Annotated in this window: 13 protein-coding genes; 5 read left to right on the top strand and 8 right to left on the bottom strand. The window is 67.6% G+C overall.

Features of this window, described 5'->3' with window-relative positions; translation table 11 throughout:
- Window positions 1-140 precede the first annotated feature (140 nt).
- The 7 genes from ACFXN1_RS29810 to ACFXN1_RS29780 all read right to left on the bottom strand — a co-directional run bounded on the left by ACFXN1_RS29810 (window position 141) and on the right by ACFXN1_RS29780 (window position 7,289).
- Window positions 141-1,826: a protein kinase gene (locus ACFXN1_RS29810; protein WP_379445044.1), complete on the bottom strand. Its 1,686-nt coding sequence runs from the start codon at window positions 1,824-1,826 to the stop codon at window positions 141-143.
- Between the two features lie 72 nt (window positions 1,827-1,898).
- Window positions 1,899-2,441: a dihydrofolate reductase family protein gene (locus ACFXN1_RS29805; protein WP_379445043.1), complete on the bottom strand. Its 543-nt coding sequence runs from the start codon at window positions 2,439-2,441 to the stop codon at window positions 1,899-1,901.
- Window positions 2,442-2,490: 49 nt separating this feature from the next.
- Window positions 2,491-2,925 carry a DoxX family protein gene (locus tag ACFXN1_RS29800; RefSeq protein ID WP_379445041.1) on the bottom strand — a complete coding sequence of 145 codons (435 nt, stop codon included), beginning with the start codon at window positions 2,923-2,925 and terminating at the stop codon, window positions 2,491-2,493.
- A gap of 89 nt (window positions 2,926-3,014) precedes the next feature.
- Window positions 3,015-3,710: a DUF2993 domain-containing protein gene (locus ACFXN1_RS29795; RefSeq protein ID WP_379445040.1), complete on the bottom strand. Its 696-nt coding sequence runs from the start codon at window positions 3,708-3,710 to the stop codon at window positions 3,015-3,017.
- A 96-nt stretch (window positions 3,711-3,806) separates the two neighbouring features.
- Window positions 3,807-4,727: an alpha/beta hydrolase gene (locus ACFXN1_RS29790; protein WP_379445039.1), complete on the bottom strand. Its 921-nt coding sequence runs from the start codon at window positions 4,725-4,727 to the stop codon at window positions 3,807-3,809.
- 168 nt (window positions 4,728-4,895) lie between these two features.
- On the bottom strand, window positions 4,896-6,347 hold the full coding sequence (locus ACFXN1_RS29785) for an amidase (protein WP_379445037.1): 1,452 nt from the start codon (window positions 6,345-6,347) through the stop codon (window positions 4,896-4,898).
- 324 nt (window positions 6,348-6,671) lie between these two features.
- Window positions 6,672-7,289: a nuclear transport factor 2 family protein gene (locus tag ACFXN1_RS29780; RefSeq protein WP_379445036.1), complete on the bottom strand. Its 618-nt coding sequence runs from the start codon at window positions 7,287-7,289 to the stop codon at window positions 6,672-6,674.
- Here ACFXN1_RS29780 and ACFXN1_RS29775 point away from each other — a divergent pair.
- Complete coding sequence (locus ACFXN1_RS29775) at window positions 7,272-7,751, top strand: HIT family protein (RefSeq protein WP_379445034.1); 480 nt, start codon at window positions 7,272-7,274, stop codon at window positions 7,749-7,751. The genes ACFXN1_RS29780 and ACFXN1_RS29775 overlap by 18 nt on opposite strands.
- A gap of 209 nt (window positions 7,752-7,960) precedes the next feature.
- Here the strand turns inward: ACFXN1_RS29775 and ACFXN1_RS29770 are convergent, their stop codons facing one another.
- Window positions 7,961-8,365 (bottom strand): hypothetical protein, encoded by a 405-nt coding sequence (locus ACFXN1_RS29770; protein ID WP_379445033.1) that lies wholly within the window; start codon window positions 8,363-8,365, stop codon window positions 7,961-7,963.
- A 372-nt stretch (window positions 8,366-8,737) separates the two neighbouring features.
- Between ACFXN1_RS29770 and ACFXN1_RS29765 the strand changes: the two genes are divergently transcribed.
- From ACFXN1_RS29765 to ACFXN1_RS29750, 4 genes are all read left to right on the top strand, one after another.
- The gene (locus tag ACFXN1_RS29765) at window positions 8,738-9,778 is read left to right on the top strand and encodes a glycosyltransferase family 4 protein (RefSeq protein WP_379445032.1); all 1,041 of its coding nucleotides are present in this window, start codon (window positions 8,738-8,740) and stop codon (window positions 9,776-9,778) included.
- Entirely contained in the window at window positions 9,778-10,965 is a 1,188-nt protein-coding gene (locus tag ACFXN1_RS29760) for a glycosyltransferase family 4 protein (RefSeq protein WP_379445031.1), read from the top strand. The genes ACFXN1_RS29765 and ACFXN1_RS29760 overlap by 1 nt, the downstream gene beginning before the upstream one ends.
- A gap of 457 nt (window positions 10,966-11,422) precedes the next feature.
- Entirely contained in the window at window positions 11,423-12,703 is a 1,281-nt protein-coding gene (locus ACFXN1_RS29755) for a lipopolysaccharide biosynthesis protein (RefSeq protein ID WP_379445055.1), read from the top strand.
- On the top strand, window positions 12,700-13,634 hold a 935-nt coding region (locus tag ACFXN1_RS29750), incomplete at its 3' end, for a glycosyltransferase (protein WP_379463719.1). The genes ACFXN1_RS29755 and ACFXN1_RS29750, both read left to right, overlap by 4 nt.

The raw sequence follows: 13,634 nt of genomic DNA, 5'->3' as shown, positions 1-13,634 counted from the left end.
GATTCCTTCCGACGCCCGGTCCGAGCACGAATCCGCAGCGAATCTATCGCACGTCCAGTGCTTCGCGCCATACGGTGCGGGCGTCCCGGAATGCGAAATCGTTTCAGTGACAGGATCATCGGCGCGGCAGGACCGACCGGTCAGCTGGGGAACAGGGGGCTCACCAGATTGCTGCACAGCCACTTGCCGTCCACATAGTCCATGGACAGGGTGATCTTCTGGTGATTGGTGGTGTCGGCCTTGCCCTGGGTGGAGTTGATCTGGGTGACGTCGACGGCCAGATCGTAATGAGTGTTGCTGCCCGAGGTCACCGTGCAGGCCGCGTCGGCGGCGCGGGTGTGCTCGGAATCCGACTCCAGCAGCACACGGATCGTCGGCAGTAGCGTCTCGGCCTCGGATTTCCAGGTGCCGGTCGCGCCCGCGATCACCTTCGACTGCCAGTCGTCGCCATTGCTGTAGTCGTAGGTGGTCATGAGTTCGGCGTAGTCGCAGGCGGCCTTGGTGGCCGCGGCCCGGGAGGCGTCACCGGCTACCGGCGGCTGGGAGATGGAGCGACCTCCGCTACCGAAATGGATTGCGCCCGTTCCGAATCCGACGCCCAGGCCGCCGGCCAGCAGGAGGACGGCCAGGAAGGCGCCGAGGAGAACCGTGCGGACGTGGCGGCGCGGCGAGGCGGGGGTGGCGTCGGCGGGATGCGGGCCGCTGCCGGCCGGGCCGTACTGCAGTGGCGGCGCGGTGAGCAGGACCTGCTGAGGCGTGATCTGGGTCTGCGGGGCCGCGAACTGGGAGCGCTGCGCATCGAGCTGGGTCGGCAGCTCGCCGTACGGGACCGGCGCGGGCTGGGTGGGCATGCTGGGTTCGGTGGTCGCGCCGGTGAACTTGCTCGGATCGAAGCCCATCCGGGACTGCGCCACAGCGGGATTCGGTGGCAGGGCGCCTTGCTCGGCGGGTCCATCCTGGCCGAAGCCCGGCCCCCAGGGGCCGTTTGTGGCCGCGAGCGCCTGCTCGGCGGCCGCGGCCAGTTCCCCGCAGCTGCCGAAGCGCCGGTCCCGGTCCTTGGCCAGCGCCCGGTCGATGACCGTGTCGAACGCGGCGGGAACGCCGGTGTGCACCAGGCTCGGCCGGGGAATCTCGGCGCCGAGGTGAGCCGCCACCAGCTGTGCCGTGCTCGCGCCTGGATATGGCAGCCGGCCCGTGAGCATGTGGAACAGCGTGCAGCCCAGGGCGTAGACGTCCGCCCGATGGTCGGTGTCGCTGCGCAGTTCGAACTGTTCGGGTGCGGCGTACTGGAAGCTGGCGTACATTTCGCCGGTCCGGGTCAGCGCGCCGGTCTGATCGACGGCCTTCGCAATGCCGAAGTCCGCCAGGTACACCCGTTGATCCGGGCCCCAGGCCAGCAGGATATTGGCCGGTTTCACATCCCGGTGCAGCACGCCGGCGCGGTGCGCGTGGTCCAGCGCCCGCGCGGTCTCCCCGATGATGCGCACCGCGTGGTCGGGCCGGACCGGGCCCTCCCGCAGGATCGCCGACACATCGGTGCCCTCGACGTACTGCATGGCCATCCAGAGGCGGTGGTCGTCATTGCCGCGCGCGTACACCGCGACGATGTTCGGATGCGACAGCCGCGCAGCGGTATCGGCCTCCCGCAGGAAGCGCGCCCGCACCTCGGGGTCGTCGGCCTTGCCGGAAGCCAAGAGCTTCAAGGCCACCGAGCGTGGCAGATCCTTGTCCTTGGCGAGATAGACCTCCCCCATCCCGCCCACCCCCAGCAGCCGTTCAACGGTGTACCCCGCGAAAACCTGCCCCTGCGCGAGTGTCCGCCCCACAGCCTGCCTACCCTCCGACCACATCGTGCCCGCCGATCACCGTAACCCAGATATGGCAGCGCGGCGTCGGCGTTAATCGCCGCGCTCGACCTGGAATCGGAGATCGGTGATCTGCCCGGAGTCGTCGCAGCGCAGCTTGCGCAGCCGAACCGGCGCGGTCCCTTCGAACAGTCGCACTCCGCTACCGAGCAGGATCGGCACGATGTGCATGGCGATCTCCTCCACGAGCCCGGCCTCGAGGCATTGCCGGGCCAGATTCGCGCCGAAAATCCCGAGGTCGCCCTCCCCCGCAGCGGCTTTCGCCGTGGCGACCGCCTCCGCGATTCCGCAGGACAGGAAGGTGACATCGGGATCGGGCGACACGTCCCCGGGCCGATGGGTGAGCACGAATATCGGCCCGGACCACATGCCGCCGTACAGTTTCCGATCGCCGGTCCCGGGCCTGTTGCCCAGGTCGTATCCGCGTCGCCCGGACAAGACGGCCCCGGTCCGCCGCATCGCCTCCACCCCGAGCGGGCCCGCCGCGCCGTGCCCGAACATCCACCCGGTGGAGTCGTCCTCCGGTGCGATGAACCCGTCCACCGACATCGTGATGTGCCACAGAACCTGCGTCATACGAGTGGAGACGGGTCGGGAGGCGCAAACTCATCGGCGGCGGCCGGTCCTATCGACGCGGGAGCACGCGGTCCGCGGGCCGCAGTGCCCAGGAGGCGAGGACCAGCGCCACGATGCCGGCGGTGACGGTCAGATGCATGCCGGCGGCGCCGTAATCGCGCTCGACCAGGTGCGAGATGAAGGCTCCGGTCATGTTGAAGAACATTCCGGCGTAGGCCCATTCCTTCAACCGCGGGAAGCCTGGCACCAGAATCGCGGCGCTGCCCAGCAGTTTCCACGTTGCGATGAGGGTGAGGAAGTAGGTGGGGTACCCCAGAATCGTGTGGGTTTCCTGGGTCCCGTACTGCTGGGTGTACTCGCCGTAGGCGCCGCTGACCATCATGAACGCCAGACTCACCGTGCACGCCCAGTAGGCGTACGTGCGAATCCGGCCCCGCGCGGCCGGGATGGTCCGGGTCGGGATCTGCTGCGTGATGGTGGCCATGGTCTTCTCCTGTCGGGATGCACTCTTCGGTGTCATCTCCTCGACCATCGGCACGCGGGAAATGTGACAGCACCCGGGTGGGAGTGTTCTTACGACAGGTCGGAGAAGCGCACGGTGTGGGCGACGGCGGCTACCTGCAAGCCGTCGGCGCTCGGTTGGATGGACGTGAGCTGCGCGCCGAGCGGCAGCCGCTGCAATGGCACGGTGAAGGTGAGATTTTGCTGCAGCAGGGCCAGGGGAATCGTCGGGCCGCCGGCCGCGGCCTGGACCGAGACCGGAGTGACCACGATGCCGTCCTCGGTCGGCGCGACGGTGACGACGACCGTCGCAGGCACCGAAAGACCCTCCACCGAAAACGTTCCCTTCACGCGCAGTCCGTCCGGAGCATAGGAGATCGACTGCACACCCTCCGGGGCAAAAGTCTGCACGGTGTCGTACGGAACCAGCGCCGTCGCAGTCGCCGTCGCGGCAACCAGATTCGAGGTGCGGCCGTGCACCACGTCGCTCAGCGGCGCAGATACATCGGTCAGGCTGACATCGAGATCGTGAACAGAAATCTGCTGTCCACTCCAGTCGCCGACCTTGATATCGATGTCATGGAAATTGCCGTCGACGGCCTGCGTCAGAAACGGGAAGCCGCCTATCTCCACGCGCGGCTGCTGCGGAAGGTTGTACTCGGTAGCAATCTGGCGCCCGATCTCGTTCTGTGCCACCACAACCCCGATCCGGTCGCCCACGACCAGCGCAATCGCCAGCACAACCACCAACATCAACAAAACACGCATGCACTCACCCGCTCGGCCATCCCACCATCATGCTGTCGATCGCGACCATCCGCCGCCTCCGACTCGCCACCGGGTCCGGCGTGGGGCGACGACCGATTATTTCCTCGTGAGGCGTCGGGCAAGCCATGACTCGGCGTCGCGGAGGGCGGCGGTGGCCATGCCGGTCGGGCGCGAGGTGAAGGCGTGGGTGGACTCGGGGTAGACGCGGATGTCCACGTCGTTTCCCGCTGCGGAGAGACGGGCAGCCATGGCCAGGTTGTCTTCGAGGAGGAGATCCAGGGAGCCGACCATCAGTAGCGTCGGGGGCAGTTCGGCGAGGTTGCCATAGAGGGGCGATATGTCCGGGTTGGTGCGGTCGGAGATGTGGCCGGCGTAGGCCTGGATGAAGTACTCGTCGGCGTAGAGCTTGCCGCCGGGAGATCGCCCGCTGAGGTCGTAGGCGCCGAACTGCAGGACGGCACCGGCGAACCGATCGGCCAGGCCTCGGTCGCGCAGTCGTAGCAGGGTGGTCATGACCAGGGTGGATCCCGCGGATGCTCCGCCGATCGCCAGATCCGTTGTCCCGAACAATGATTCCGCCTGTTCCAGGAGCCAGAACGCGGCGGTTTCGCAGTCGTCGGGGGCGGCGGGCCAGGGATGCTCCGGCGCCAGGCGGTAGTCGACGCTCACCACGGCTACCCCGAGGGCGTCGGCAAGGCGAGCATTGCGTGCATCCTCGGCGGCGGCCGAGCCGAGATAGAAGCCTCCGGCGTGGATGTCGAGATAGGCGGCCCGGATCTCGGTGTCCCGGGGGACCGTGATCCGCACCGGGACTCGACGGCCGCCCGTCTCGGCGATGTGCTCGGTAGCCCTGGTGCTCGCTCGAGGGAGGGACGTGGCATGTCTGTCCCGCACCTCGAGGAGCTCCTCGAAGGTGGCCGGGCCGGCAACAGGTTTCGAGGCTGCGTTGAGCTGCCGGCATTCCGCGACATGAATGCCGAGTTCCTCAACGATCAACCGCGTGAGTCCGATCTCCACGTTCCTCCTGTTCACAGCCCTGTACCGCGTGGATGTCAGCGGCGCATCGCCACATCCGAACACCCTCGCATCGATCATGAGCATGCAATCAGGCGAGGCACCGGACATCAAACAACCAATCCACCTGCTGCCCACAACATTTGGTTGTGCGACGCCCCTGACACCGTCCTAGCGCGGTTGCTGGAAGCCGCCGATCTTCTCTTCGAGCAGTTCGGCCAACCGCAGTGGGGTGCGGTCCTCGAACATCGGCCCGATGAGCTGAACGCCCACCGGGAGCCCCTCGGGTGAGAGACCGGTCGGAATGGCGGTGGCGGGCAGGCCGGGCATGGTTGCCACCCCGGCCCAGACGAGCTGGTCGCCGAATGGGTGTGCGACGCCGTCGATGTCGATCCGCCGGTCCCGCATATCGGCATTGTGGTCGTGCGGGAACGCGGGAGTCGGCGTGATCGGGCACACGACGACATCGAACTCGCCGAAGAGCTGCCGCCAGGTCTGGCGGTGGAATTCGCGTCGGGTGTTCGCCTCGATCCATTCGCGGTGGCTGAAGACGGCGCCGCGCACCCAGGCCACCTCGGAACCCTCTGCGTCCGCGGGCAGTCCGGCCGCGACCGCCCGCACCTGCTCGTACTGCTCCGCCGGCATACGTGCCGCGAGGTTCGAAACCAGCAGCTGCGTATAGAGGGTCGCGGCTTCGGTGAGATCGGGCAGCAGCGGACTGTGCCGTTCGACGCGAGCACCCTCCGCGGTGAGCGCGTCGGCGACTCGGTTCAGCCCGGCCCGCACGGCCGAGCCCGTAGGAATCAGCGGGTGCTCGTCGATGATCAGGACGCGGAAGTCCGACAGCTTCTCGTGGCGGGCGGGCGGCAGAGCCACTTCGTATGCGACACCGAGGGTCAGCGGATCCGGTCCGGCCATGACGTCGAGCAGGAGCGAGAGGTCGCGGGCGGTACGCGCCATCGGACCGACGACGGCGAGATCGATCTCGGCCGGCAGTGCCGGTGCGGGCGGCGGCACCATACCGCGCGTCGCCGCCAACCCGAGGGTCGGCTTGTGTGCGTACACGCCGCAGAAATGCGCTGGAGTGCGCAGTGAACCACCGATATCGGACCCGATGGACAGCGCGCCGAACCCGGCCGCCAGGGCCGCCGCCGATCCACCGGAAGACCCACCCGGTGAACGCCCGTGATCCCAAGGATTGTTGGTGGTGCCATAGATCTCGTTGAAGCTCTGCAGATCCTGCAACATGAACGGCACATTGGTCTTACCCAGCATCACCGCGCCGGCAGCCTCGAGCCGCGACACCTGCACCGCGTCCTCGGCCGGCACATAATCCCGGAACGCAGGCATGCCCCAGGTCGTGGGCAGCCCAGCCATGTTGTAGGACTCTTTGACCGTCACCGGAATCCCGAGCAGCGGCTTGTCCTCGCCCCGCCCGCGCGCCTCATCGGCCCGACGCGCCGCAGCCCGCGCCCGGTCGAAGTCCGGCACACAAATCGCATTGATCGCCTTGTCGTCTCGCTCGATCCGCGCAATCGCCTCCTCGGTCAGCTCCACCGAGGTCACCTCACCAGCGCGCATCGCCGCCGAAAGCTCTTCCGCCGCACGAAAACTCCACTCCATGAACCCGACCCTACCGCCGTGCGCCGATCCCTCGACCCGACTTTCGCCGCCCACAATCCGCGGAAGAGTCCGCCACGACAGACCTCGCCCCGTCGTCAATCGCGGCCCACCACAGGTCACGGTGTCTGCGATGGACCGTTCCCCCTGGTGCAGGGCACGGAATACCGCGTCACACAACCAGATAGATGTGTCGCTCCGCGCTGCGGCCATGTCGCGGCATGCGTTCCGTGTAGTCCTGGTGATGGCGACGGCGCCGCCAGCACCAGGCTCGCCGGTCGCGCTGAAGGCGCCGGGGCCACCGACTCACCTGAATCCAAGTGGATATCAGCTGGCGACTGCCGATGGAGTTGTGCCGTTGACAGCGGCTTCCGAATCACCGAAGACATCCCGATGACCGCGTGCGGTATCCATGTACTCCCGAACCCGGTGGATCAGACCGTCGCGCAACTCGAACACGAAACAGTAGTCGTTGCTGTATCGATTCCCGTTCGCCAGCGTGGCACTCATCGTCTCCTCCACGATCACGCGGTCACCATCGGAATAGAAGCCATGGAATTCCACCGCGACATCGCCGACGAACAATCGAGGGAAATCGTTCGCGACGAACTGCGTGATGGCCTCGCGTCCGACCATGTGACTGGGGGCGTCCAACGCGACCGCGGTCGCGTTGGCGGACGGCGCCAGCCACTCCGCGTCGATGGTGAAGAATGCCGCGATCTGCTCGGCATCATGGCTGGCGAACGCTCGCCAGGCGGCCTGAACGACGTTCCTGCTGTCGGGTGTCATGAACCGCACCATATAGCCGCACATCGGGGCGCGCTGGCGGAAAAACGACAGCATCATCCGGCCGCCGGTCGAAGTGGATGCCGGAAGCGGATGGATTGGGCGGCAATGCATCTGGTGTGAATCATGCGGTAGGGTCGAATGACCGTGCACAATCACGAACCTTCCGGCTACGACTGCCCATTCTGTTTCCTTCTCACCGGTGGCGAGACCCCACTCGACAGCCCGCGAGACATCGTGCTGCGCACCGATCGTGCCACCGCTTTCACCGCATCCCGGTGGTGGCCCAACAACCGCGGACACGTCCTGGTCATACCGAACGCTCATCACGAAAACCTGTACGACCTGCCACCGGAATACGGGCACGCCGTGCATGACGTTGTCCGCGAGGTCGCCATCGCGATGCGCGCCACCTACGGTTGCGACGGAGTATCCACTCGCCAGCACAATGAACCCGCCGGCAGCCAGGACGTGTGGCACTACCACGTCCACGTCTTCCCGCGATACGACGCCGACAACCTCTACGGGTCTCAGCCACTGCCGGGGTACGCGACCGGCGAACAACGATGGATCTACGCCGACCGGCTGCGCAACTACTTCGACTCATCACCCAGAACCTGACTCCGCCGGACCGATGCGGTCGCCAGGTCGCCGATTACTCGTTCCGCGCAGTCGGTTTCGTTGAACTCAATGATGAAGGCGCCGCCGGAGGTTGGGCGCGTTGTCAGTACGACGAAGAAGCCCGGACAGAGCGTTTGTCTGTCCGAGCTTCGGGTCCCTGGTCGGAGGTGGCGGGTCGGTGCCGGTGGGGGTGGCCCCGGGGCATTTGGTCAGGCGGCGTCGAGGGCTGCGGTGATCTTGCGGGTCATGTCGGTGACGGTGGGGGTGGATCCGGTTTTGTGGGTGGCGGCTTCGATGGCGACGAGGACGGTGGTGCGGAAGTTGGCGGCCTCGGCCGGGGAGTGGTTGGCCAGCAGGGTCATTGCTGCGGTGAGGGCGGGGAGGACCTGGTCGGCCAGGGCGGCTACGGATTTGGACTCGAGGCGGACGCCGGTGGACTTCTCGGCGAGGATGTGGCCGACCAGGCCGGTTGCGGAGCCGAGGGCGATGCTGCCGGCGGTGGCGGCCTTGTGGGGCGAGCCGCCGGCGGCGTCGGCGGCCGAGATCAGGGAGACGGCGCCGTAGGCGGCGGTGCGGAGGGTCTGCTTGTCCTGGACGGTCAGGGTGGCGGTCATGGTGGGCTCCTCGGTTCGAGTTGCGGTGTTGTTGACGTGAATTACTTTCGCGGGGACGGCTGACGTCGAGCTGATACCGGCCTGACACCTGCGCTGACACGACATCCAGCCGATTCCGCGCATGGATGATCCGGCCGATTCCGCGCGGGGATGGTTCGTCCGTTTCGCGCCTCGACGATCCGTCCGATTCGGCGCCTGGAAATCGGCGGCTCGGAAAATACTGGTCGGTGGGTTGATTGCGGGTCGATAGCCCGCCCAGCAGCACGGATTGGCATACACTTGCGCTGCAAGGGCGTTCGGATCGTTATCTCGGTCCGAATGTGGGTGACGGACCCGGGGGTGAGGGTTTTGACACGGCCCATTCGGGTGTTGATGACAGGGTCGGAGTGGTTCACGGCCGCTCATGGGGGTCTCAACCGGTACTTCACGGATCTATACGGTGCACTGACGCTCGACGCTCGAATCAGTGTCGGCGCAAGGGCTTTCGGTGACGGTCCGGTCGGTGCGGGGTCATGGGGACCCACCGGCGGATCGACGCTCCAGCGCGCACGGACCGCGTTTCTGGACCGGGACGGGCTCACCCGCGACACCGTGATCGATCGGCACTTCTCCTTGTACGGGCCTGCGGCGGTGCGAAATCCGCTGGTAGTGCACTTTCACGGGCCGTGGGCGGCCGAGAGCCGGATGGCCGGAGAGGGCGCGCGGGCAGTGCGCGCCAAGTATCTGGTCGAGCGGCTGCGCTATGCCGGGGCGGACCGGTTCGTCGTGCTGTCGCAACATTTCGAAAGGTTGCTGGTCGGCGACTACGGCGTGCGGCCCGATCGGGTTCGGGTGATTCCGCCGGGTGTGGATCTGGAGCGTTTCACGAATTCGGAGCCCGAGGCCGACACCGGAATCGTGTTGTGCGTGCGGCGATTGGAGAAGCGGATGGGCATCGACGTGCTCATTCGCGCCTGGTCCGAGGTGTCGGCCAAGCATCCCGATGCCCGGTTGGTCATCGTCGGAACCGGGACTGCCGAGGCCGAATTGCGGGCGCTCGCAGCCGACCAGCCGTCGATCCGATTCACCGGATCGGTGTCCGACGCGGAGCTCACCGACCTGTACACCCGATCCGATCTGACCGTCGTCCCCTCCCTCGCACTGGAGGGATTCGGGCTCATCGCGCTGGAATCCCTCGCCGCCGGACGCCCACCGATTGTGTCCGATTGTGGCGGATTGCCCGATTCTGTCCGGGATTTGGACGCCACGCTCCTCGTCCCGCCGGGCAATGCCGAGGCACTCGCCGCCCGCATCGCCGCGGCCCTCGACGGCTCCCGGCCCGCCGCGAAGCAATGCCGCGCCCACGCGGAGTCATTCTCCTGGGCCGTCGCGGCGCATCGGCACCGGGATCTCTACGCGGAGCTCGTCGACTGATGGCATCGCTGAAGGCCATATTCCTGGCGCACACCGCGGCCCCCTCCGGAGCCGAATTGGCAACGCTCCGCCTGGTCTCGGCCATGCCCGCCGGGCGGACCGCCGTGCTCTACGCCGAGGACGGCCCGATGCTGCGCCTGATGGCCGCGCGCGGGATCGAAACCCGTGTCGTCACCAATAGTTTCGACTCCCGCGCCATGACCATCGACAAGGCCGGGATCCGCAGCCTGCTCGTGGGCGCGACGGGCCTGCTACGTCTGGGCTGGGCACTGGGCGCGACCGTCCGCGACCTGGACGCCACGGTCCTGGTCGCGGGCAGCACCAAAGCCATGCTCATGGGCGCGGTCGCCGCCCGCCGGGCCCGGGTCCCGCTGGTCTGGCATGTGCACGACCGGGTTTCGCGCGACTACTTCGGCCGGGTGCTCGCCCTCGTCATCCGAGTGCTGGGCTGGGTGGTGGCCCGCGGCGTGATCGCCAACAGCCGCGGCACCCTGGCCTCGCTGTACACCTGGCGGCGAGCGGCCGTCGTCGCCTATCCGGGCGTCGAGTTCCCACCCGACGACGACACCGCGGCAGACGAATCCGCGCTCGCCCGCGAACGACGACCCCAGGAACAACGCCCCGCCGGCGAGACCATCATCGCCGTAGTCGGCCGCCTCACCCCTTGGAAGGGCCAGGACCTGTTCCTGCGCGCCCTGGCCGATGTGAAAACCCTCCCCCGCGAGGTCTTCCTGGTCGGCGGCACCTTCTTCGACGAGGAGCCCTACCGCGCCGAACTCGAGGTGCACGCCACCGCCCTCGACCTCCCGGTCACCTTCACCGGCCACGTGGACGACCCGGAATCCTATCTGCGCCACGCCGATATCCTCGTGCACTGCTCGGTGCTGCCCGAGCCCTTCGGCCAGGTGGTGGTGGAGGGCATGCGGGCGGGCTGCGCGGTCATCGCGACCCGCCCCGGCGGACCGGAGGAGATCGTGGAGCCGGGGGTGAACGGCCTGCTGGTGACGGCCGGCGATAGGGCCGAGCTCACCCGCGCCCTGGACACTCTCATCGCCGATCAGGAACTGCGCGTCAAGCTCGCCGATGCCGCACGGGTACGATCCCGCGATTTCGATGTCGCCGAGTCGGGCCGGATCGTGACCGACCTCCTGACCGGTCTGCCCGGAAAGCGGTGGCGGCGTGGATGATCCGACCGATCCGCTGCCGGCCTACGACCCGCCCACCGTGCGGATGGAGGCCCTCGGCACGCTGGGCCGGTTGCGACAGCGCCGCCATATGCGGCACGGGATTCCGGAGGTCGACCAGCAGGCTTCCGCCTTCGAGCTCGACGCCCGCGGTGATTCCGGTCCGGCCGGCCCGCGCCACGGCCGCGCCGGACCGAACGGCCACGAGAACGGCACCGGCCGGGGCACGGTGTCGTTCGACGAGACCCGGGCCGCCCGCTATGCCGCGCCCTCCCGCGGTCCGGTGCTCCCCACCTTCTACGGCGATCCGGTCGACCCGCCCACCGTCCGGCTTCCGGTCACCCGCCCGGCGCGCGATGTCACCGGCGCCTACCGACAGGCCGCAACGGACGGCGAATCCCCCATCGCCACAGATCATTCCGACACCAACCGTAAGCATCGCAAGGATTCGTCCTCCGGCCTGGGCAGTATCGGCAGCATCATCCGCGATATCGGACTGGTGACCTTCGGCAAGTACGGCCAGTACGTCATCACCCTGGTCACCGTCCCGCTGCTGGCCCGCATGCTGGGCCCGCACGGCACCGGCCTGCTGGCCATCGGCATGTCGTCCTACTTCATCGGCTCGCTGGTCGTGGATCTGGGCGTCACCTCGTTCCTGGCCGCCAAAGTGCCCGAGGACGATCCGGGCCACCTCGAGGTGAACCGCCTGCGCGGCACCTATCTCGCCATTCGCGCGACCACCCTGACCCTCATCGGCGTGGCGCTGCTGGCCGGCCTCGCGATCGGGGTGTCCCCCAAACTGCACATGGTGCTGCTGGGCCTGTTCGCCGGTGGCTTCTGGTCGATCTCGGAGGACTGGCTGCTCATCGGCCAGGGCAGATTCGGCAGCTCCACCATGTATCAGGGCGTGGGCCGCATCGGATATCTCGGCCTGCTCGTCGGACTGCTACCCCGATTCCCCAGCGCCTCCATGGCCGTGCTGTGCCTGCTGGTCTCCTCCATCGCCACGGTCGCGCTGACCTGGTGGGACTCCTTCCGCAAGTTCGGACCGCCCGCCCGGCCCTATGGCGTGCGGGCCGTCCTGCGCATAGCCGCACCGATTTTCACCTCCCGGCTGCTGGTCACCGGTTACGGCCAGGGCTCGGCGGCGGTGTACGGCGCGGTGCTGGAGGCGGCCTCGCTGGGCCTCTACTCCGCGGGCGACCGGCTGGTCCGCGCGATCCAGTCCACCCTGGACCCGATCGGCTTCGCCCTGCTCCCCCGCATGGCCCGCCGCAGCGCCCATGATCAATTCTGGCGCAATCAGATCCAGATGCTGGTCGGCTGCGTGACCCTGGCCTGCCTGGCCGTGGTGAGCGTCTGGGTGATGGCACCCATCCTCGTCCACCTCATCTACACCCACGATTTCGACGGCGCGATACCCCTGCTGCGCGTCGAGATCCTCATCCTGCCCGCCACCACCATCACCTCGTACGTGACCACCGCCGTGCTGCCGGTCAAGCAGGACACCATCGGCGTGCTGATCGGCGCGATCATCGGCACCTGCGTGGCCGCGGTGGCGCTGGTGGTCGCCGCCCGGACCGGATCGGTCTGGACCCTGGTCTATGGCACAGTTTCCGCGGAAATCAGTGTCGCGCTGTGGTACATCATCCGGGTGCGGTGGCTCATGGTCCGGGAACGGGCCGGCCGCGGCGGGCCGGTCGAACCTGCCACGCTGCTGACCAAGGGGGATCTGGCGTGAAAGTACTTTTCGTCGGGGATGACTGGGTGGGCAGCAACGCGCGCTCACTCGCCGACGGATTCCAGCAGGCGGGGCACGAGGTGGTGGTGATCGACACGACCCCGGTCACGCTGCCCGCGCGGCTGTCGCCACCGTGGGTGTATTCGAAGGTCGCCCATCGGCGCGCACCCTGGAACGTCGAGGCACTGCATCGCGAGATCGACAGCGCGGCCGCCGCATTCGCGCCCGATGTGCTGTTCGCCTTCAAATCGGTGCACCTGGACCAGCAGCGGCTCCTGAGCGCCCCGGCTGGTCTGCATGTGCACTACAGCCCGGATGACGTATCCAATCCGTACAACACCAGCCCGGAATACTTGGCACACGAGGCCGAATGGGATCTCATCGTCACCACCAAGTGGCACAACGTTCCCGAGCTGGCCGCCCGCGGCGCCCGGCACGTGAAATTCGTTCGCAGCGCATACGATCCGGCCCTGCACCACCTCACCGCCCGCCGCACCGTCCGCAACTACCTGGTCGGTTTCATCGGTGCGGTGCGCCCGGACCGTCAAGACCTCTTGATCTCGCTGGCCCGGGAACACCACGGGGACATGCTGTTACGTGGTCCCGGCTGGCGGCGCGTGCGCGCGCTGTGGCAGACCGGCGCCGATGTCGGCGGCGCGGTCTACGGCGAGAATTTCTCCACGGCGGTCGCCGCGGTCACCGCGAACCTGGTGCTGCTCAATTCCGACAATCGCGACACCCACACCTGCCGCACCTTCGAAGTCCCGGCCGCCGGTGGCCTTTTCGTCGGCGAACGCACCGACGAACACGCCGAACTGCTCCAGGACGAGGCCGAGTGCTATTTGTTCTCCGGCCCGACCGAGCTGCGCGAGATCCTGCGCCGCTGCGCCAAGTATCCCGATCAGGTCGCCAAGGTCGCCGAGGCCGGTCA

This window comes from Nocardia sp. NPDC059154 (assembly GCF_042755705.1).
In the GTDB taxonomy this organism is placed as follows: domain Bacteria; phylum Actinomycetota; class Actinomycetes; order Mycobacteriales; family Mycobacteriaceae; genus Nocardia.
This window is presented reverse-complemented; position numbering and strand designations above follow the sequence as displayed.

Bases quoted from the DNA above. Each gene is read 5' to 3' on its own strand.
- ACFXN1_RS29805 (WP_379445043.1), bottom strand. From the start codon at position 2,441: ATGACGCAGGTTCTGTGGCACATCACGATGTCGGTGGACGGGTTCATC.
- ACFXN1_RS29800 (WP_379445041.1), bottom strand. From the start codon at position 2,925: ATGGCCACCATCACGCAGCAGATCCCGACCCGGACCATCCCGGCCGCG.
- ACFXN1_RS29795 (WP_379445040.1), bottom strand. From the start codon at position 3,710: ATGCGTGTTTTGTTGATGTTGGTGGTTGTGCTGGCGATTGCGCTGGTC.
- ACFXN1_RS29785 (WP_379445037.1), bottom strand. From the start codon at position 6,347: ATGGAGTGGAGTTTTCGTGCGGCGGAAGAGCTTTCGGCGGCGATGCGC.
- ACFXN1_RS29775 (WP_379445034.1), top strand. From the start codon at position 7,272: ATGACCGTGCACAATCACGAACCTTCCGGCTACGACTGCCCATTCTGT.
- ACFXN1_RS29770 (WP_379445033.1), bottom strand. From the start codon at position 8,365: ATGACCGCCACCCTGACCGTCCAGGACAAGCAGACCCTCCGCACCGCC.
- ACFXN1_RS29765 (WP_379445032.1), top strand. From the start codon at position 8,738: ATGACAGGGTCGGAGTGGTTCACGGCCGCTCATGGGGGTCTCAACCGG.
- ACFXN1_RS29760 (WP_379445031.1), top strand. From the start codon at position 9,778: ATGGCATCGCTGAAGGCCATATTCCTGGCGCACACCGCGGCCCCCTCC.